This window comes from Rhodoferax sp. GW822-FHT02D07 (assembly GCF_058802405.1).
Genome location: NZ_JBXAOD010000002.1, coordinates 51880 through 69611 on the forward strand (window position 1 = coordinate 51880; position 17732 = coordinate 69611).

19 protein-coding genes and 1 tRNA gene are annotated in these 17732 nt (G+C 63.0%); 4 read left to right on the forward strand and 16 right to left on the reverse strand.

All coding sequences use genetic code 11. The annotated features are described in order from the left end of the window. Positions 1 to 2: 2 nt before the first annotated feature. The 13 genes from AC1RNN_RS04930 to AC1RNN_RS04990 form a co-directional block, all read right to left on the reverse strand. Positions 3 to 1220 carry a hypothetical protein gene (locus AC1RNN_RS04930; protein ID WP_493088133.1) on the reverse strand — a complete coding sequence of 406 codons (1218 nt, stop codon included), beginning with the start codon at positions 1218 to 1220 and terminating at the stop codon, positions 3 to 5. 2 nt (positions 1221 to 1222) lie between these two features. Next, the gene (locus AC1RNN_RS04935; protein WP_493088131.1) at positions 1223 to 1975 is read right to left on the reverse strand and encodes a hypothetical protein; all 753 of its coding nucleotides are present in this window, start codon (positions 1973 to 1975) and stop codon (positions 1223 to 1225) included. Between the two features lie 16 nt (positions 1976 to 1991). Beyond that, positions 1992 to 2543 (reverse strand): hypothetical protein, encoded by a 552-nt coding sequence (locus AC1RNN_RS04940; protein WP_493088129.1) that lies wholly within the window; start codon positions 2541 to 2543, stop codon positions 1992 to 1994. Positions 2544 to 2555: 12 nt separating this feature from the next. After that, complete coding sequence (locus AC1RNN_RS04945) at positions 2556 to 2831, reverse strand: DnaJ domain-containing protein (protein ID WP_493088127.1); 276 nt, start codon at positions 2829 to 2831, stop codon at positions 2556 to 2558. 93 nt (positions 2832 to 2924) lie between these two features. Then, positions 2925 to 3000, reverse strand: a tRNA-Asn gene (locus tag AC1RNN_RS04950). A gap of 69 nt (positions 3001 to 3069) precedes the next feature. Then, positions 3070 to 4131, reverse strand: coding sequence for an NAD(P)/FAD-dependent oxidoreductase (locus AC1RNN_RS04955; RefSeq protein WP_493088125.1), 1062 nt, complete (start codon positions 4129 to 4131; stop codon positions 3070 to 3072). A 12-nt stretch (positions 4132 to 4143) separates the two neighbouring features. Further along, the gene (gene fdxA, locus AC1RNN_RS04960) at positions 4144 to 4473 is read right to left on the reverse strand and encodes a ferredoxin FdxA (RefSeq protein WP_493088123.1); all 330 of its coding nucleotides are present in this window, start codon (positions 4471 to 4473) and stop codon (positions 4144 to 4146) included. 106 nt (positions 4474 to 4579) lie between these two features. Next, positions 4580 to 5953 (reverse strand): sulfate adenylyltransferase subunit 1, encoded by a 1374-nt coding sequence (locus tag AC1RNN_RS04965; RefSeq protein ID WP_493088121.1) that lies wholly within the window; start codon positions 5951 to 5953, stop codon positions 4580 to 4582. Beyond that, the gene (gene cysD, locus AC1RNN_RS04970) at positions 5953 to 6885 is read right to left on the reverse strand and encodes a sulfate adenylyltransferase subunit CysD (protein WP_493088119.1); all 933 of its coding nucleotides are present in this window, start codon (positions 6883 to 6885) and stop codon (positions 5953 to 5955) included. Before cysD ends, AC1RNN_RS04965 begins: the two co-directional genes overlap by 1 nt. A 27-nt stretch (positions 6886 to 6912) precedes the next feature. Beyond that, positions 6913 to 7536 (reverse strand): phosphoadenosine phosphosulfate reductase domain-containing protein, encoded by a 624-nt coding sequence (locus tag AC1RNN_RS04975; RefSeq protein ID WP_493088118.1) that lies wholly within the window; start codon positions 7534 to 7536, stop codon positions 6913 to 6915. Beyond that, positions 7533 to 7922, reverse strand: coding sequence for a DUF934 domain-containing protein (locus AC1RNN_RS04980; RefSeq protein WP_493088116.1), 390 nt, complete (start codon positions 7920 to 7922; stop codon positions 7533 to 7535). Before AC1RNN_RS04980 ends, AC1RNN_RS04975 begins: the two co-directional genes overlap by 4 nt. Before the next feature lie 27 nt (positions 7923 to 7949). Then, positions 7950 to 9767, reverse strand: coding sequence for a nitrite/sulfite reductase (locus tag AC1RNN_RS04985; RefSeq protein WP_493088114.1), 1818 nt, complete (start codon positions 9765 to 9767; stop codon positions 7950 to 7952). Between the two features lie 2 nt (positions 9768 to 9769). Further along, complete coding sequence (locus AC1RNN_RS04990) at positions 9770 to 10561, reverse strand: sulfite exporter TauE/SafE family protein (protein WP_493088112.1); 792 nt, start codon at positions 10559 to 10561, stop codon at positions 9770 to 9772. A 221-nt stretch (positions 10562 to 10782) separates the two neighbouring features. Here AC1RNN_RS04990 and AC1RNN_RS04995 point away from each other — a divergent pair, with 221 nt between their 5' ends. After that, the gene (locus AC1RNN_RS04995; protein ID WP_493088110.1) at positions 10783 to 11778 is read left to right on the forward strand and encodes a diguanylate cyclase domain-containing protein; all 996 of its coding nucleotides are present in this window, start codon (positions 10783 to 10785) and stop codon (positions 11776 to 11778) included. A gap of 9 nt (positions 11779 to 11787) precedes the next feature. On the opposite strand, the gene AC1RNN_RS05000 is transcribed toward AC1RNN_RS04995, so the two are convergent. From AC1RNN_RS05000 to AC1RNN_RS05010, 3 genes are read right to left on the reverse strand one after another with little or no spacing between them, the layout of a single operon-like run. Continuing rightward, on the reverse strand, positions 11788 to 12633 hold the full coding sequence (locus AC1RNN_RS05000) for a 2OG-Fe(II) oxygenase family protein (protein WP_493088108.1): 846 nt from the start codon (positions 12631 to 12633) through the stop codon (positions 11788 to 11790). A 35-nt stretch (positions 12634 to 12668) separates the two neighbouring features. After that, complete coding sequence (locus AC1RNN_RS05005) at positions 12669 to 13655, reverse strand: nucleoside hydrolase (RefSeq protein WP_493088106.1); 987 nt, start codon at positions 13653 to 13655, stop codon at positions 12669 to 12671. Between the two features lie 25 nt (positions 13656 to 13680). Continuing rightward, a complete protein-coding gene (locus AC1RNN_RS05010; RefSeq protein ID WP_493088104.1) occupies positions 13681 to 14613 on the reverse strand; it encodes a ribokinase in 933 nt (310 codons plus the stop codon). A gap of 82 nt (positions 14614 to 14695) precedes the next feature. Between AC1RNN_RS05010 and AC1RNN_RS05015 the strand changes: the two genes are divergently transcribed. The 3 genes from AC1RNN_RS05015 (at position 14696) to AC1RNN_RS05025 (ending at position 17704) form a co-directional block, all read left to right on the forward strand. Beyond that, positions 14696 to 15622 carry a carbohydrate kinase family protein gene (locus AC1RNN_RS05015; RefSeq protein ID WP_493088100.1) on the forward strand — a complete coding sequence of 309 codons (927 nt, stop codon included), beginning with the start codon at positions 14696 to 14698 and terminating at the stop codon, positions 15620 to 15622. 5 nt (positions 15623 to 15627) lie between these two features. Beyond that, a complete protein-coding gene (locus tag AC1RNN_RS05020) occupies positions 15628 to 16557 on the forward strand; it encodes a pseudouridine-5'-phosphate glycosidase (protein WP_493088098.1) in 930 nt (309 codons plus the stop codon). A gap of 163 nt (positions 16558 to 16720) precedes the next feature. Continuing rightward, positions 16721 to 17704 (forward strand): BMP family lipoprotein, encoded by a 984-nt coding sequence (locus AC1RNN_RS05025; protein WP_493088096.1) that lies wholly within the window; start codon positions 16721 to 16723, stop codon positions 17702 to 17704. Positions 17705 to 17732 lie beyond the last annotated feature (28 nt).

Sequence of the window (17732 nt, forward strand, 5' to 3'; positions counted from 1 at the left end):
CCTTATGGGCCGATATTGCATTCGCGCCGCAGCAGGGCTACGGCATCGTTGAAGGTGTAATCGTGGTCGCTTTGCAGCGTGGGGGCGGCGTCTTCAATGAAGTTGGCCCAGAGGCTGGCGTAGTCCTCACGGTGTTGTACCGGCGCATGCGCTTCAATGAAGGCGGCAGGCAGTTCGGCCTGCAGGCCTGACTTGCGGATTTTGCGCACCAGGGTGGCTGCCGCCTTTTCACTCAGAAGCGTCTTGGGCGTGCTGCCAGCGGCCATGCAGAGCAGCATGGTGAGCAGGGAGCTTTCGTCCTCGTTGCCTTCGGTGGCCTTGTCCCAGGTCTTGCTGTTGGCGCGTTCAATCTGCTCCACCTCGGCCAGCATGTCCTCTTGCCAGAAGTAGCGTCCCATGAAGGCCGGCGTCTGGTCGAACAGCTTGCGCACGGATACCGTGGAGTCCAGCCATTTGGGGGCGTCCTGCAACAAGGACTGGCGTACGGCTTCCATAGCCTCGGTGTGCTCGGAGGGCAGGTCCTTGGGCAGTGCGATCTTGAACTTGTCGAGCTGGCCGGCGAATTTCTTGCGCAGGGCCAGCACCATTTTTTCGAACAGCACCCAGTCGGGCATTTCGGTGCGTTTGAGGGCCAGTGCCAGCAGGCCGGTGCGGATCACTGCCTCCGCATCCTTGCCGGACTCTTCCAGCGCCTCTTCGTCCAGCCCCAGTGCCTGGGCTATCCACAGCGCAGCATCGACCACGGCAGCAGACCGGCTGCGCAGAGCCAGTTCGGCCTGGTAGTCGGGCAGGCTGCGCAGCGTCCATTTGGCCAGCAGGGGAATGTGCTCGTCACGGAAACCGCCGCGCTCGTTCATGCCGAAGTGCGTGCTCTGCGGCATGGCGATGAGGGCCTTGAGCATGTCCGAGCCGCCCTTGGAGCGCGAGAGCAGGCTGTGGTCACGCAGAGATTCGGCGGCGCGCTGCAGGTCGCCGCCACTGCTGTGTTCCAGATACAGGCTCACGAGGTTGACCATGCGGTCGCGCGCCAGTTCGAGTTCCGGGCGAAGAAACTCGGTGCCAAAGTAGCGCGCTATCTGCACCATGCCCTTGGGGGCTTCGGTGCACATGGCGTCGCGTTTGGCCGCGTCGATCAATCCGTGCTGCACGCCAAAGGCCAGCGCTTTCTCGAAGAAGGGGCGGGCGTCGTAGAGGGAAACGGCTTGTGGCGCAGAAGACATGGTCAGATGGCAGACTCTTCGTCGTCGTCTTCGCGTGCGGCCGGGGTGGCCTTGCCGCGGTCGGTGTCGCCGGTTTCAACCTTGCCATCGTCTTCTTCGGCTTCTTCCTCGTCGTCCAGACCCAGATCATGCGCACGCGCCTTGGCGCGCAGCACCAGCAGCATTTCGATGAAGAGGTCGGGCAGCTCGTGGCGCAGGGTCCAGGCCATCTGCATCCAGTCCTGATCCGCCACTTCGTCCAGATCCACGCGCGGGCGTACATAGGCAGACTGGTACAGGGCCTGTTCAGACAAGATCTCGCCGTCATCTTCCACCGTGTCAAAAACACCGCTGCGCGCAAAGGCTTCGACGCGACTCCACTTTTCGGTGAAGTAGTCGGCCAGGGCTTCGCTGCCGCCCTCCAGGTCGCCAATGGCGGTGAGGAATTTAATGGCGTCGGCCGCGTCATCGCGGAAGATGACCGAGTTCATCATGCCGCGCAAATGGGTGCGCGTGAGGTCCTTGTACTGTTTCTCGATGACCACGGCGTGGGCAAACTGCTGGGGTGTGATGAGCAGGTTGACGATGGACTCCTTGGAGTCGTCGTACTCGCGGATCACGGCCAAAATGTCTTTGGGTGGCAGTTGCTCCAGCACGACCATGAGGGCGCCATCGCCCTCGTTGTCGGCTAGTTCAGTGAGAACGGATTCAGCGCCCACGATGTCGCCGGCGGCGATCAGGGCCTGGGTTTTTTCAATCAGGGCAAGTTGGGACATCGTGTGTTCAGCTCAATCAGTCTTTGTGGTCAAAGCCTTGTTCCACCATCCAGGCGGCGCCTTCTTCCTCGCGCAGGCGGGCTTCGCGCTCGTCTTCATCGAGACCCTCGCCATCGCCATCTTCACGGTCGCCATCGCGCTCGTCTTCATCGCCATCGCTGTGTGCGGCGGCACGGCTGTCCGGGCGGCCGTACATGTATTCCAGCGCTGCTGCCACGGACATGAACCAAGCGCCAGCGGGTTGCTCCAGCACCTGGCTCACCAGCGTGCGTGCTGCGGGCATGACCTCGATGGTGTCGCTGATGCTGTCCCACTCCGGCATGTCTTCCGATTCATGCGAGAGCAAATGGTTCATGGCCGCAGTGGACTTGAAACGGAAAGCCTGGTGGAAGACCACGGCCACCATCTCGGGGCTGAGTTCCAGCATGCTCAGCAGGAAACCCAGCTCCTTGCGGCGCTCGGCCAGCTTCTTGGGTAGGACGTGGGTGCCCTCAGAGTCGGAGGCCAGATCATCGATCTCGGCCTCGTAGGCGCTGCGCAGGTGCTGGAAGAAGGGGGAAATGCTCATGGAGTGGTGTGTTTACAGAATGCGGTCGAAGTAGCTGTTCCAGATCTCGCGGGCGGTATCAATGGGGCTGTCCAGCAGGCCACGGCGACGGTTGTCGTCGTAGGCTTGGCGCTTGCTGTCATCGGACAGCGTGTCATAGGCTTCCTGTACTTCCCGGAAACGCACGGCGGCATCTGGGGCCGGGTTGCGGTCCGGGTGGAACAGCGCAGCTTTCTGGCGAAATGCCTTCTTGATATCGGCCAGCGAGGCCGCGCTGTTGAGCCCGAGGGCAGCGTAATGGTCTTTCATTCAGCGGCTTTCGTTGCAACGCATTGTGGCCGACAAAGAAAAAACCCCGCTACTGAAAAAGTAGCAGGGTTTTTTGCACCCTTGCGGGTTATTTGGCTCCTCAACCTGGGCTCGAACCAGGGACCTACGGATTAACAGTCCGGCGCTCTACCGACTGAGCTATTGAGGAATTGAGCCTCGAATTATAGCGTGGTTTTTTGGGGCATTTGCCAAACACGCTACTTTCTTCAAAAAAGGCCTAACTTTTTTTCGGTGTCTGCACTCCCAGCAGCGCATGCAGGCGCGGGCTGGTGGTGGTGTACTGCAGCATGACTTTCTTCTCGGGGAAGATGAAGGGCATGGCGCCGTAGGCGGCGAGTGTAGCTTCATGGAAGCCACACAAAATCAATTTCTTCTTGCCGGGGTAGTTGTTGATGTCACCCACGGCAAAGATGCCCGGCACATTGGTGCCAAAGTCTTCGGTGTTGACCTCAAGCTGCTTGCGCTCCATGGCCAGGCCCCAGTCGGCCAGTGGCCCCAGTTTGGGTGAGACGCCCAGGAACACGAGCAATTGGTCCACAGGAAGGGCGTGCCCGTCGCCCTCGGTGTCAAAAATCTCCAGTGCCTTTAGCACGTCGCCCTGCGCCTGAAATCCGGTGATCTGGGCTGCCACAAAGCGCAGCACACCACTGACACGCAGGGCCTGCACTTTGGCGATGGTCTCGGGCTCTGCCAGAAACACATCGCGGCGGTACACCAACGTGACGGAGGCAGGGCGGTTATGGTTTTCCGGCGCCAGCAGCTGCAGCACACACTCCAGCGCGGCATCGCCGCCACCGTGCACCACGATATGCCGCTTGGCCAGCATGTCCAGGCCGGGGACGCGGTAGTGCAGCTGCTTGCCTTCAAAGGCAGCAATGCCCTCCAGCGACAGGCTGCGTGCGACAAAGGCGCCCACGCCCGCGGCGATGAACAGGGTCTTGGTTAGGAAACGCCGGCCCGTCGTCGTCTGCAGCGCAATCAGGCCATCATCCTGGCGCTGCACGCTGGCGACCTGCTGACCCATGTGCATCTGCGGCGCAAATGGCGCAATCTGCTGCTGTAGGCTCTCGGTCAGCCCCTGGCCGGTAGTGACCGGAATTGCGGGGATGTCGTAAATGGGTTTGTGGGGGTAAAGCTCGACGCATTGGCCGCCCGCATGGGGCAGGGCATCGATGACATGGGCCTGGACTTCGAGCAGGCCCAGCTGGAAGACTTGGAACAGGCCCACCGGGCCTGCCCCTATGACAACAGCGTCGGCGTGGATGACGGGTTCAGCCATGCCGGGCGGCGCTCAGCGCAGCAATTCCGGCAGCTTGCCGGTCTTGTCTTTCCAGTCGTCGGCGTCGGGCAGGGGCGCTTTACGCTTGGTGATGCTCTTCCAGGATGGCAGTTTGGCCAGTTCGGCGTTCAGCGCAATCATGTGCTGCTGGTCCTTGGGGGCATCTTCTTCGGCGTAAATGGCGTTGGCCGGGCATTCGGGGATGCAGACGGCGCAGTCGATGCACTCATCAGGGTCGATGGTGAGGAAGTTGGGGCCCTCGCGGAAGCAGTCCACGGGGCACACGTCCACGCAGTCGGTGTATTTGCACTTGATACAGGCTTCGGTGACGATGTGTGTCATTTTTTTGGCGGCTTTGGTAGTGAATGTGGCAATGAAATGCCAAGCCCTTGATTTTATTGGGTTTTGAGGATGCCCCTTGTCACGGGGGCATCTTCCTTGTGTTGCATCAATTCAGCAGCAGGGCGCCGGAGGTCTTGTGGCTGGCCGTATCCACCAGAATCAGCGCGCCCAGAACCCGGCTCTGGGCATAGGTCAGGGCAGCGATGGGCTCCTGCAGTGCCAGCTCGATATGGCCGATGGCATTGGGCGCGATCTCGGTGGCGTCGTGCTCGGCCAGGGTGTTGATGTCCAGGCTGTGCACGATGCGTTTGACCTTGGCCTTGATCCAGCGGTGGCCATGCAGCGCCAGGTAGACGCGGCCTGCAACCAGGGGTTCATCGTCCATCCAGGCCACGGTGGCCTTGATTTCGCGGCTGGGCTCCACAAAGGCGCGGGGCTTGGGCGTGTCGGCGAATTCGTCTGCCGGGTCGGCAGCGGGTGTCACTTGGGCTAGCAGCCAGTCGCCACGCGACACGTCCACTTCGCGGTCCAGCGTGATGCCGGCGCCATGGCCTGCACCCACGGCCTTGGGCACGCGGGCGTGGTTGACCACCTGGGCCACCACGGCGGTCTGGCCGCTGGGCAGGATGTTGATGGTGTCGCCCACCTTCACGTTACCCGTGGCCACACGGCCCCAGAACACGCGGCGGCCCTGGCTGGTGTCGGCCGAGTTGTGGAACTTCTCCACCCACTGCACGGGGAAGGAGAAGGGCACTTCGGTTTCGGCTGCGGTGACAGGAAGGGTTTCCAGCAGCGCCAGCAGGCTGGGGCCCTGGTAGTTGCACCAGCCGGGTGTGGCTTCCACCACGTTGTGGCCTTTAAGGGCGGACATGGGGATGGTGGCGGTGACCTGGATGCCGGCTTGCTGTGCAAAGGCTTGCAGCGCGGCGCTGATCTTGGCGAAGGCCTTGGCGGCGTCATCGCCCAGGGCGTCGAGCTTGTTGACGGCAAAGATGATGCCGGGCACGCGCAACAGGTTCACCAGCAGGCTGTGGCGGCGCGTCTGGGGCAGCAGCTCCACCAGGCCGTCCACATTCCACTGCAGCTTGGTCGCGTCGACCAGCACCACAGCGGCGTGGGCGCTGCTGGCGGCGGTGACCATGTTGCGGGTGTACTGCTCGTGGCCGGGCGCGTCGCCAATGATGAACTTGCGCGTGGGCGTGGCGAAGTAGCGGTAGGCCACGTCGATGGTGATGCCCTGTTCGCGCTCCGCGCTCAGGCCGTCGGTGAACAGCGCCAAGTCGGCCTCGCCGCTCTTGGACACGTTGGCCAACTGGTCTTGCAGCACCGAGCGGCTGTCCACCAGCAGGCGGCCGATCAGCGTGCTCTTGCCGTCGTCCACACTGCCGCAGGTGATGAAGCGCAGGGCAGATGAAGTGTCATTTTGGTCATCAGCCCCCGTGGATGTTGCGGGAGCAGCTATCGTATTCGTAGCAGTCATCAGAAGTATCCGTCCTTTTTGCGCTTCTCCATGGAAGCCTCAGAAGTCTTGTCGTCCATGCGCGTTGCGCCGCGTTCGCTCACGTCGGCGGCCAGGGTCTCGATCACGATGTCGGCGGCGGTGGCGGCCAGGCTTTCTACTGGGCAGGTGCAGGTGATGTCGCCCACGGTGCGGAAACGCACATCGCGGCTTTCAATCGTTTCACCATCGCGGGCCGGCGTGAGTTCGGTGACGGGTACCAGCAGGCCTTTGCGTTCCACCACGTCGCGTTTGTGGGTGTAGTAGAGCGAAGGCAGGGCGATCTTTTCGCGTTCGATGTACTGCCACACATCCAGCTCAGTCCAGTTGCTGATGGGGAACACGCGGAAGTGTTCGCCGGGTTGCAGGCGGGTGTTGAACAGCGTCCACAGCTCGGGGCGCTGCGCTTTGGGTTGCCATTGGCCAAAGCTGTCGCGGTGGGAAAAGATACGCTCCTTGGCACGGGCCTTCTCTTCGTCGCGGCGGGCGCCGCCGATCAACGCGTCAAAGCGGAACTCGTCGATGGCTTCGAGGAGCGTGACCGATTGGTGCACGTTGCGGCTCTCGCCGGGGTGTGCCAGGCGCACGGTGCCGCGAGCCATGGAGTCTTCGACGCTGCGCACGATCAGGTCCGCGCCGAGTTCCTGGGCACGGAAGTCACGGAAATCGGTCACCTCATGGAAGTTGTGGCCGGTGTCGATCATCAGCAGCGGGTAGGGGATGCGACCCACGCCAAAGGCCTTCTCGGCGCACTTGAGCATGACCAGCGAATCCTTGCCGCCGGAGAACAGCAGGGCGGGGCGCTCGAAGGCGGCGGCAACTTCACGCAGGATGAAGATGGTTTCCTCTTCCAGCGCGTCCAGGTGTTGGTTCGAGAGGCGGTCGAAATGGGTGGGTTCTGTCATGGAATTCATGGCGGTGTCTTCTTCAGTGGGCCGGGCTCAGTGGGCGATGTGCAGGCCGCACTCGCGCTGCTCTTCGCCCTTGGTGGGGTCCACGTAGTCGAAATTGTTGGGCAGGCCGTGTAGCTCGCAGTACTGGTACAGCTCCTTGGACGACCAGTGCAGCAGCGGCGCCACCTTGATCAGTCCGTCCGGGTTGACGCTGACCGGGTCCATCTGGGCGCGCACGGCGCTGTCGGTGGCGCGCAGGGCGGTGAACCAGACTTTGGGCGCCGTCTCGCGCAGGGCGCGGGCAAAGGGCTCCAGCTTCACTTCCTCGGTGAAAGCAGCGTGGCGTGGATCGTCCAGACCGGGCAGCGGGCCTTCCACAGCTTCGCGGTGGGCGCGGGTGCGCAGCGGCAGGTAGATCTTGAGGTTCAGGCCCAGCTGCTTGGTCACCTCGTCGGCATAGCGGTAGGTGGCTTCGGTGTTGTAGCCGTTGTCCATCCAGACCACGGGCACATCGGGCTTCACACGGGTCACCATGTGCAGGATGACTGCCTCGAAGGGGCGAAAATTGGTGGTGACGATGGGGTTCTGGCCCAGGCCAATGGCCCATTCCACCAGGCCCTGGGCGTTGTGGCCCAGCTCGGCGTTGACTTTGGCGAGATCAAGCGTGCTCATGCAGAGGCTCCTTCGCGGGCGAACACGGGGTTCACGGTGACGGCGTCGCCCTGGTAGAAGCCGCGGTAGCGGTCGAACTGGCGCTGGGCGAAGTCGATGTTCTGGTCGGCACGCAGGACGGCCACGTCAAAGCCGGTGCGTTCCATTTGCACCAGCTGGTCGATCAGCACGTCACCCGTGGCGCGGATTTCGCCAGTGAAACCCAGGCGGCGGCGCAACAGAAAGGCCTGGCTGTAGGCGCGGCCATCGGTGAACTTGGGGAAGTTCAGGTCGATGCGGGTCACGCCCGTCAGATCCAGCGTGCGGGGGTCATCAGTATTCGCAACTTCAAGGACTTTTTCGCCTTCAGCTCCGGTGGAATGTGCGCTAGCAGCTATCAATTTCATAGTGTTCTCTCTTTCGGCGTCCGGGGCTCAGGCTTCTTGGGCGTCTTTGGCGTAGCCGGTGGTCTTGGGCATGGCGTGCAGCTCTTCGTGCTTGTCGGCCAGGCGGGCGCTGTTTGCGGCAGCCTTGAAGGTGTCAAAGCCCACGCGCTTCACGCAGTCGATAAAGGTTTCGCGGCCGTTGCGGTGCTGGCGGAAGGTATCGAGCAGGGCTTCGATCACGCCGGGCACTTCCAGCGCGGTGAAGGACGGGCCCACCACCTTGCCGGCGACGGCGGCGCCACTCAGCGCGGAGCCATCCGAGCCGCCCAGGGACACCTGGTACCACTCCTTGCCATCCTTGTCCACGCCCAGGATGCCGATGTGGCCGCTGTGGTGGTGGCCGCAGGAGTTGATGCAGCCGCTGATGTGCAGGTCGATCTCGCCCAGGTCGTGCAGCTCGTCCATGTCCTGGTAGCGCTCGGTGATGGCAGCGGCGATCGGGATGGAGCGGGCGTTGGCCAGCGCGCAGAAGTCGCCGCCGGGGCAGGCAATCATGTCGGTCAGCAGGCGCACATTGCTGCGCGCCAAACCGGCGTGGCTAGCGGCTACCCACAGGGCAGGCAGATCTTCCGCGCGCACCCAGGGCAGCAGCAGGTTCTGGTCGTGTGTCACGCGCACTTCACCGGCGCTGAACTCGTCGGCCAGGGCGGCTGCGGTGTCCAATTGGTCGGCATCGGCGTCGCCAGGAGCCTGGCCTAGGCGCTTGTAGGACAGGGTGACGCAGCGCAGTGCGGGGTTCTTGTGCAGAGCCACGTTCTGCTGCAGCCAGCGGTCGTAGTCCTTTTGGCGTTCGGGCGGAATTGCTACAGTTTTGGTAGCTGCTTGCGCACGTTCCACGAGGGCTGGAGGCACAAAACATGCTGTAACGCGGTCCAGCTCGGCCTGCGGGATGGTGTGGGGCGCGCCGTCGCGCGTCAGGATTTCCTGGTACTCGGCCTCCACCTCGTCCACATACCGCTGGCCTTCGGCCTTCACCAGAATCTTGATGCGGGCCTTGTAGAGGTTGTCGCGGCGGCCCCAGCGGTTGTATACGCGCACTACGGCTTCCAGGTAATTCATGATCTGGTTCCAGGGCAGGAACTCGCGGATTACGGTGCCTGTGATGGGGGTGCGGCCCATGCCGCCGCCCACCAGCACCTTGAAGCCCAGCTCGCCAACGTCGTTCTTGATCAGGTGCAGGCCCACGTCATGCCAGCTCACGGCGGCGCGGTCTTCGGTGGCGCCGGTGATGGCGATCTTGAACTTGCGCGGCAGGAAGGCGAACTCGGGGTGCAGCGTGCTCCACTGGCGCATGATTTCGGCAAAGGGGCGCGGATCGGCAATCTCGTCAGGCGCCACGCCGGCCAGCTCATCGCTGGTGATGTTGCGGATGCAGTTGCCGCTGGTCTGGATGCCGTGCATGTTCACGGTGGCCAGCAGGTCCATCACGTCGGCGCTCTTGACCAGGGGAATCCAGTTGAACTGCACGTTCTGGCGCGTGGTGAAGTGGCCGTAGCCCACGGGCAGGTGGGTGGTACCCCAGGTGGCCTGGGTGCCGATGGCTTTGTCGAACACTTCCTTGCTGGGGTGGTCGTACTCGCGGGCAATGCGGGCCAGCACGCGCAGCTGGGCGCTGGAGAGTTCGCCGTAGGGCACGGCCACGCGCAGCATGGGCGCGTAGCGCTGGATGTACCAGCCGTTTTGCAGGCGCAGGGGGCGGAACTCGTCGTCGCTCAGCGTGCCGGCCAGGTTGCGTTCCAGCTGGTCGCGGTGCTGGGCGGCACGGCTGCGGACGAACTGTCGGTCAAATTCGGTGTATTGGTACATGGTCAGAGTGCGATGAGTTTCATGCCAGCATAGGCAAGAAGAAGGGAAAGCAAAGAACGAATGACACGCTCGGGGGTTTTGAACATCAGGTGGGAGCCCACCCAGATGCCCGGAATGGAGCCAGCCAGCAGCTTGGCCAGCATGGGCCAGTCCACCGATCCCAGCGACGCATGGCCCATGCCGGCCACCAGGGTCAGGGGGACGGCGTAGGCAATGTCCGCTGCCACGATGCGCGGCAAGGGGAGCAGGGGGTAGAGCAGCATCAGCACGGTCACCCCAATGGCGCCCGCACCGACGGACGTGAGTGTAACCAGCGTGCCGATGAGCGCGCCGAAGAGCAGCGGCAGGCTCCAGTGGCGGGGGCGGGCGGCAGCGGCTTCCTGGCCGGCCGCCACAGCCACCGGGCTGGTCTTGCCGCGCAGGGCCTTGTACAAGGTGGCCGCCGCGGTGAGCAGCAGGGCGCCGCCCAGCGTGGTGGTCATGATGTGCTGCACCGTGGCACTGGTGGCACCCAGAGTGTGCAGGATATAGAGGGTGGCCATGGCGGCCGGAATGCTGCCGGCGGACAGATTGAGCACCACGCGCCAGTCAATGTGGCGTGAACGCGCCAGTTTGATGGTGCCGCCCATCTTGGTAAATGCGGCAAACAGCAGGTCGGTGCCGACCGCCATATAGGGCTTCACGCCGAAGAAGAAGATCAGGATGGGCGTCATCAGCGAACCGCCCCCCACCCCGGTGAGCCCCACGATCAGGCCCACAAAAAAGCCCGCAAACACAAATGCCAAATCTTGCATGGCAGCGAATGTAGGCGCTGCGCCTTAGATTGAAAACGATTTTTTGGCTATGCCTGTATGCTCATTTGGAATATAAGAATTCCAAGCCACCGGTCTCTCTCAGCTTGGTGGTTTCAGGGGGGCTGTGGCATGATTTCGGCGCAAGGGCCCGCCTGGAGGCCCTATTGCAGCAGCCGCAGGAAATTGCGGCTTGGTCGGATAGAACGAGAAAGAGCACGGCAATGGCCACTCCCAAGCAGTTGTTGGAAATCATCAACATACAGACAGAAATCGCCAAACTGGGCCTCGACCTGGGTGGCGTGATGACCCTTGTGGCGGAACGTGCCAATGCGCTCGTCCATGCCGATGGCTCTGCCATTGAATTGGCCGAAGGCGAAGACATGGTCTACCGGGCCGTGGCCGGTGCGGCCAAACCCCAGTTGGGCCTGCGGCTCAAGGTTAGCAATTCGCTTTCGGGCCTGTGCGTGACCACCGGCACCATGCTGCGCTGCGACGACTCCGAGACCGATCCCCGTGTGGACCGGGAAGCCTGCCGCCGCGTGGGTCTGCGCTCCATGATCGTCATGCCGCTGACGCACAAGGGCACGACGGTAGGCGTGCTCAAGGCCATGTCGGCACGGCCGGATGCGTTCTCCGACGAGGACATGACGCTACTGGATCTGCTTTCCGAGGTGGTGGGTGCCGCGATGTTCTTCGCCACCAAGTACGACACCGACGACCTGTTCTACAAGGCCACGCATGACGACATGACCGGTGTGGCGAACCGATCACTGTTCATGGACCGGCTGCGCAGCGCGCTGCTGCAAAGCGTGCGGGATGCGCGCCAGGTCGGGGTGCTCATGATTGACATGAACGGCCTCAAACAGATCAATGACACCCATGGGCACCGCATTGGCGACGCCGTGATCCGCGAGTTCGCCAAGCGTGTGAAGGGCGAGGCGCGCAACACCGATACCGTGGCGCGCCTTGGGGGTGACGAGTTTGGCGTGATCCTCACGCCGGTGGAAACGCCGCACGGCATGAACATTGCCATGCAGCGCCTGCAGGCCGCGATTACCTCCGATTTTCAGTTCGAAGGCCGGCAGTACGCGCTGGCCGCCGCCATGGGGGCCGCTGCGTTCCCTGATGACAGCAAGGATATGGAACGCCTGCTGGAGGTGGCCGACCAGCGCATGTACGCCACCAAGCAGGCGCATTACGCGGCTACTGCCGCGTAATTCACGTTTTCAGTACTTCTTGCCGCGCAGCTCTTCCATGCGCTCGTTGAAGTACTTTTCCACCGTGTAGCGCTCCGATAGCACCACCTCGCGACGGGGGTGCAGGAACAAGGGCAGGGAGATGCGCGATTTCTTGGCACCCTCGCCCTTGGGGTTGAGCACGCGGTGCGAGGTGCTGGGGTAATAGTGGCCCGAGGCCTCCTGCAGCATGTCACCAATGTTGACGATCAGATAACCAAAGTCGCAGGGCACGTCGTGCCAGGCGTTGTCCTTGCCCTTGACCTGCAGGCCGGGTTCGGTGGCGGCGGGCAGGATGGTCAGCAGGTTGATGTCTTCGTGGGCAGCGGCGCGCACGGCATCAGGGTCCTCGTCCCCCTGCAGAGGTGGGTAATGCAGCACTCGGAGCAGCGTGTGGTCGCTGCCCTCGATCATCTGGGGCAGCGGCATGGAGTAGCGCGCCTTGACCTCGGCCGGGGAGTTGTCTTCGACCCACCCCAGCAGCGTGGCGGCCAATGCGGAGCCTTCTGCGTGGTAGCGCCGGGCCCTATCGCTCACCTCGGCCGGGTAGCGACCCCAGGGGTAGATGTGGAAGAACTCCTTGAGGTCCTTCTTGGTGTTGTTCTTGGCGGTTTCGGACACGCTGGGCGAGAAGTAGCCGTCATGCTTGGCCGGGTCGTGCGGGTAGCGGTGCTTGGCCTCGGTCTTGAAGAAGCCCAGCCATTCGGCGTAGATGCTCTCGACCAGATCCTGGTTGAGCGGGTGGTTCTTCAGCACACCAAAGCCTGTTTCGTGCAGGCTCTTGCAGAACTCTTGTGGAGCAGTCGGGCTGCTGAAGTCAACAACGGGTAAATGCATGGCGGGTCTCCTGTGCCTGGGGGCGTTCGTGGGGTTTACAGCCAGTTTGTCAGCAGCGTGGATTCGATGAGTTCGCGGGCCGCGTCCACCTGCAGGTTCATGCAGACGTGGGTGTCGGGCACTTCATCGCCCCAGCCGGGCTGCGGGTAGAAGATGTTGCGGCGGCGCATCATGGTTTGGCCGTTGCCGGCGCCATCCAGTGCCACGCGGATACGACCGCTTTGGACTTCAAACATCTCCGGGTTGGTCAATGCCACAAAAGCCAGCACGTCGTGGCCAAAGCAGCCGTGGATCTTGGCCACATGCGGGTACACGCCGCTGTAGAAATCGGCATAGAAGGCCACGGCGTGGTGCAGCACATCAGTGGCGACATGCTTGTGGTGGTCGGCCACCTTCTTGAATAGGGCCAGCGGCAGGATGAGCTGGTGGGTCACGTCCAGGCCCACCATGGTCAGCTTCCAGCCGGCAGTGAACACAAAGTCGGCCGAGTGCGGGTCGTTCCAGATATTGGCCTCTGACACGGGGGACACATTGCCCGGCTCATCGATGGTGCCTCCCATGATGATGACTTCCTGCAGCAACTGGGGCAGCTTGGGTTCCAGCTTCAGTGCAGTAGCCAAGTTGCCCAGTGGGCCAACGGCCACCAGTGTGATTTCGCCGGGGTGGGCACGCGCCATGTCGACAATGAACTGGGCTGAGGGGCGAGGGTCCAGCACGCTCTTGGTGGGCACGCGGCTGGGCAGATTGCCCAGGCCGTCGCCGCCGTGGATGAAGTCGGGCGGGGTGCCGGGTGCCTTGAGCCAGGGAGTCTTGACACCCTGGGTCACGGGGATGTTCTTTCCGGCGATTTCGGTGAGGTAGAGCCCGTTGATGGCGGCTTGCTCCACGGTCACATTGCCGAAGGTGGTGGTGATGCCGACCACGTCGATGCCGGGGTGGGCCAGCGCGTAGTACAGCGCCATGGCGTCGTCCACACCAGGGTCGGTGTCATAGATAACTTTGCGTGCGGGAATATTGCTCATAGAAATGTCTCGGTTGAAAAACGGGTTATCGGATGCCGCAGAAGGCGCGCAGCGCCTGCTCTGCTTCCGGGGACGTCTTGGGGTGCTGGGCGATCAGGGCCTTGACCTCGGTTGCCTCGGGAATGCTGGACTGCGCGCCCCAGCGGGTGCAGGCAATGGCGCTTGCCGCACTGGCGTAGCGCAGCGCGTCAGGCAGGGCTTGGCCCTGGCTGAGTGCAGCAACCAGGCTGCCGCAGAAGGTGTCGCCTGCGCCTGTAGTGTCCACAGGCGTGATGGGGTAGGCGCCCTGCAGGGTGTAGCCGCCCTGGTGGCGCGCGCAGCTGCCGTGGTGGCCCAGGGTCACAACCACAGTGGGGACCTTCAGGCGCGCCAGGCATTCGGCAATGCTGCCGTTATGGCCGGACACGGTGGCGAGCTCGCCCTCGTTGACCACCAGCACATCGGTGTGGGCCAGCAGCTCGGGTGGCAGGCTTTGCGCTGGAGCCGCGTTAAGCACTACCGTCACGCCCTGGGCGCGTGCGGCCTTGGCATAGGCGGTTACGGTCTCCATGGGAGTTTCAAGCTGCAACAGCATGTGGGTGAAGCCCTGCAGGCTGGGCAGGTGTTCTGGGCGCAGCTGGGCGTTGGCACCGGGCGCCACAGTGATGGCGTTTTCGGCATCGTCGGAGACGCAGATGAAGGCGGTGCCGGTAGGGTGGTCTGGCATGCGCACCGTGTGCAGCTGTACGCTCGCTCCCTTGAGCGAGTTTTCCAGCGGCACGGCAAAGGCGTCGTTGCCCAGGCCGACCAGCATATGGGTGACGGCCGCGCCGGCGCGCGCGGAGGCCACGGCCTGATTGGCGCCCTTGCCGCCGGGGAAGGTCTTGAAGTCGCGGCCCAGCACCGTCTCGCCCGGGCTGGGGATGTGATGGGCGCGGACCACAAAGTCCAGATTGGCAGAGCCAGCCACAAGTATCATCGGATGCACTCGCTGATGAGGAAATCGTCTATTTTGACGCTGAAATCAGGCGTGCCAGATAAGTTCTTCCGTATAAACCCCCATGACCCTTGCTGTTCCCCGCGCCGTCACCGTGGTCGGTGGCGCCAATATGGACATCAGCGCCCAGGCCGGCAGCGCCCTCGCGGCCGGCGACTCAATTCCCGGTTCCATCCATTACTCGCCCGGCGGCGTTGGCCGCAACATGGCCGAGAACCTGGCGCGCTTGGGCGTGCCAGTGCGCCTGCTCACGGTGCTGGGCCAGGACGCGTTTGGCCAGGCCCTGCGCGAGGCCACGTTGGCCACGGGCGTGGCTATGGACTGCGCGCTCAGCATTCCTGGTTACCGCACTGCTACCTACCTGTCCATGCACGGGCCTGATGGCGAAGTGGCCATGGCCGTCAATGACATGGAGATCCTGCAGGCCCTCACACCGGACCTCTGCGCCGCCTCGCCTGCGCTGGCGCAAGGCGAGGACTTGCTGCTGGCAGACTGTAATCTGCCTGCGCCCACGCTGGCCTACCTGCTGGCACTGGGCCGGCCGGTGGCGGTGGATGGCGTGTCGGTCGCCAAGTGCGTGCGTGTGGCCGGGCTGCTGCGCGGCCTGTTTCTTCTCAAGCTCAACCACATGGAAGCCCAGGCCCTGACCGGCCTGGAGGTGCGCAGCCCCGAAGATGCACAGCGCGCCGCCCAAGCCCTGCAGGCCCAAGGCGTCCAGCGCGTGCTCATCAGCCTGGGCGCGCAGGGCGTGTGCTGGGCCGATGTGAATGAGGCTCCGCAGTTTCGTGCCTCGCGGCCGGTGACGGTGCGCAGTGCCACCGGGGCGGGCGACGCGTTGATGGCGGGCGTGATTGCGGCGCTGCAGCGTGAAGAGGCCCTGCGCGAGGCCGTGGCCTATGGCATGACCTGTGCGGAGATCACACTTTCCAGTACATTCGCCAACTCGCCGGATTTGAACCATGCTGCCGTGCGGCAGCAACAACCTCTGTGATTCCCATGAATTCCTATCTCGATATCGCTCCCGAAGTGCGCCAGGCACTGGAACAGGGCCTGCCCGTGGTGGCGCTGGAGTCCACCATCATCTCGCACGGCATGCCCTACCCGCAGAACGTGCAGACGGCCTTGCAGGTCGAGGCCGAGGTGCGCGCCCATGGCGCTGTGCCGGCCACTATCGCCATCGTCAACGGCCGACTCAAGGCGGGCTTGTCGGGGCAGGACATCGAGCAGCTCGGCCGCAGCGGGCGCGAGGTCGTGAAGGTCAGCCGCCGCGATATTCCCTTCATCGTGGCCGCTGGCGCCACAGGCGCCACGACGGTGGCCTCAACCATGATCATTGCCGCCATGGCCGGCATCCGCGTGTTCGCCACGGGCGGCATTGGCGGTGTGCACCGCGGTGCGCAGCAGAGCTTTGATGTGTCGGCCGATCTGCAGGAGTTGGCCCAGACGCCGGTGGCCGTGGTGTGCGCGGGTGCCAAATCGATTCTGGATCTGCGCCTCACGCTGGAATACCTGGAGACGCATGGCGTGCCCGTGGTGGGCTACCAGACCTCCTCGCTGCCGGCCTTCTTTACCCGCGACAGCGCGTTTGCGGTGGATTACCGGCTGGATACGCCACAGGCCATTGCCCAGGCCCTGCATGTGAAATGGGGGCTGTCACTGGCCGGTGGCATGGTAATTGCGAATCCGATTCCCGAAGCCTATGCCATGCCGCGTGATGCGATCGATGCCGCAATCGAGCAGGCCTTGCAGGAGGCGGTGGCGCAGAACATCGGCGGCAAGGAGTCCACTCCGTTCTTGCTGGCACGCGTGTGCGAGCTGACCGGTGGTGACAGCCTGGCCTCCAATATCCAGTTGGTGCTCAATAACGCACGTTTGGCGAGCGCGATTGGTGCTGAATTGGTGCGTCTGGACCGTTCGGCGAGGTAATGCGTTGTTTTGGAAGAGGTGTATAACGTTGGCCTTATATACGGATAAGCCCTGATGGTCACACTCCGACCGGTAAGTATTCTTGCCCTACAGTGCGGAATGCTTGCTGCGGAGGAAGCATTGAGTTTTGTTTTTTTAACCTGATAGAGAACTGCGAGAAGTTATGACCGTGAAATCTACTTTGCGTCTGAGCCTGTTGGCTGCGACCCTGGCTGCCAGCTTCCAGGCCATGGCCGCTGACCCCGCTGTCGTTTTTGACATGGGTGGCAAGTTCGACAAGTCCTTCAATGAAGCGGCTTACAACGGCATCGAAAAATGGAAGAAGGAAACCGGCAAGAAGTACCTGTCTTTCGAAATCACCAACGAATCCCAGCGCGAGCAAGCAATCCGCCGCATGGCTGAACGCGGCGCCAGCCCCATCATCGGTATCGGCTTCGGCCAGGCTTCCAGCATCGAGAAGGTCGCCAAGGAATTCCCCAAGCTGCAGTTCGCCATCATCGACATGGTCGTGGATCTGCCCAACGTGCAGTCCGTGGTGTTCAAGGAGCAGGAAGGCAGCTTCCTGGTCGGTACCTTGGCCGCGCTGGCCAGCAAGTCCGGCAAAGTCGGCTTTGTGGGTGGCATGGACATCCCCTTGATCCGCAAGTTCGAGTGCGGCTACAAGCAAGGCGCGATGTTCACCAACCCCAAGGCTGAAGTCATTGGCAACATGACTGGCACCACAGGCGCCGCCTGGAATGACCCCGCACGCGGCGGCGAGCTGGCCAAGGCTCAGTTCTCGCAAGGCGTGGACGTGGTGTTTGCCGCCGCTGGCGGCACTGGCATCGGTGTCTACCAGGCCGCAAAGGACAGCGGCAAGCTGGCCATCGGTGTGGACAGCAACCAGAACCACCTGCAACCCGGCACCATGCTGACTTCCATGCTCAAGCGCGTTGACGTGGCCGTCTACAACGTGGCCAAGGGCCACAAGGCTGGCATCTCCGTGCTGGGCCTGAAGGAAGGCGGCGTGGACTACGCCGTGGACGCCAACAACGCCAAGCTCATTACAGCCGACATGAAGAAGAAGGTGGAAGCCGCCAAGGCTGACATCATCAGCGGCAAGATCAAGGTTGCCGACTTCATGGCTGACAACGCCTGCAAGTTCTAAGCTGGGTCAGGCTGCCGCGGGACTATCC

Bases quoted from the DNA above. Each gene is read 5' to 3' on its own strand.
- AC1RNN_RS04930 (WP_493088133.1), bottom strand. From the start codon at position 1,220: ATGTCTTCTGCGCCACAAGCCGTTTCCCTCTACGACGCCCGCCCCTTC.
- AC1RNN_RS04935 (WP_493088131.1), bottom strand. From the start codon at position 1,975: ATGTCCCAACTTGCCCTGATTGAAAAAACCCAGGCCCTGATCGCCGCC.
- AC1RNN_RS04940 (WP_493088129.1), bottom strand. From the start codon at position 2,543: ATGAGCATTTCCCCCTTCTTCCAGCACCTGCGCAGCGCCTACGAGGCC.
- AC1RNN_RS04945 (WP_493088127.1), bottom strand. From the start codon at position 2,831: ATGAAAGACCATTACGCTGCCCTCGGGCTCAACAGCGCGGCCTCGCTG.
- AC1RNN_RS04955 (WP_493088125.1), bottom strand. From the start codon at position 4,131: ATGGCTGAACCCGTCATCCACGCCGACGCTGTTGTCATAGGGGCAGGC.
- fdxA (WP_493088123.1), bottom strand. From the start codon at position 4,473: ATGACACACATCGTCACCGAAGCCTGTATCAAGTGCAAATACACCGAC.
- AC1RNN_RS04965 (WP_493088121.1), bottom strand. From the start codon at position 5,953: ATGACTGCTACGAATACGATAGCTGCTCCCGCAACATCCACGGGGGCT.
- cysD (WP_493088119.1), bottom strand. From the start codon at position 6,885: ATGAATTCCATGACAGAACCCACCCATTTCGACCGCCTCTCGAACCAA.
- AC1RNN_RS04975 (WP_493088118.1), bottom strand. From the start codon at position 7,536: ATGAGCACGCTTGATCTCGCCAAAGTCAACGCCGAGCTGGGCCACAAC.
- AC1RNN_RS04980 (WP_493088116.1), bottom strand. From the start codon at position 7,922: ATGAAATTGATAGCTGCTAGCGCACATTCCACCGGAGCTGAAGGCGAA.
- AC1RNN_RS04985 (WP_493088114.1), bottom strand. From the start codon at position 9,767: ATGTACCAATACACCGAATTTGACCGACAGTTCGTCCGCAGCCGTGCC.
- AC1RNN_RS04990 (WP_493088112.1), bottom strand. From the start codon at position 10,561: ATGCAAGATTTGGCATTTGTGTTTGCGGGCTTTTTTGTGGGCCTGATC.
- AC1RNN_RS04995 (WP_493088110.1), top strand. From the start codon at position 10,783: ATGGCCACTCCCAAGCAGTTGTTGGAAATCATCAACATACAGACAGAA.
- AC1RNN_RS05000 (WP_493088108.1), bottom strand. From the start codon at position 12,633: ATGCATTTACCCGTTGTTGACTTCAGCAGCCCGACTGCTCCACAAGAG.
- AC1RNN_RS05005 (WP_493088106.1), bottom strand. From the start codon at position 13,655: ATGAGCAATATTCCCGCACGCAAAGTTATCTATGACACCGACCCTGGT.
- AC1RNN_RS05010 (WP_493088104.1), bottom strand. From the start codon at position 14,613: ATGATACTTGTGGCTGGCTCTGCCAATCTGGACTTTGTGGTCCGCGCC.
- AC1RNN_RS05015 (WP_493088100.1), top strand. From the start codon at position 14,696: ATGACCCTTGCTGTTCCCCGCGCCGTCACCGTGGTCGGTGGCGCCAAT.
- AC1RNN_RS05020 (WP_493088098.1), top strand. From the start codon at position 15,628: ATGAATTCCTATCTCGATATCGCTCCCGAAGTGCGCCAGGCACTGGAA.
- AC1RNN_RS05025 (WP_493088096.1), top strand. From the start codon at position 16,721: ATGACCGTGAAATCTACTTTGCGTCTGAGCCTGTTGGCTGCGACCCTG.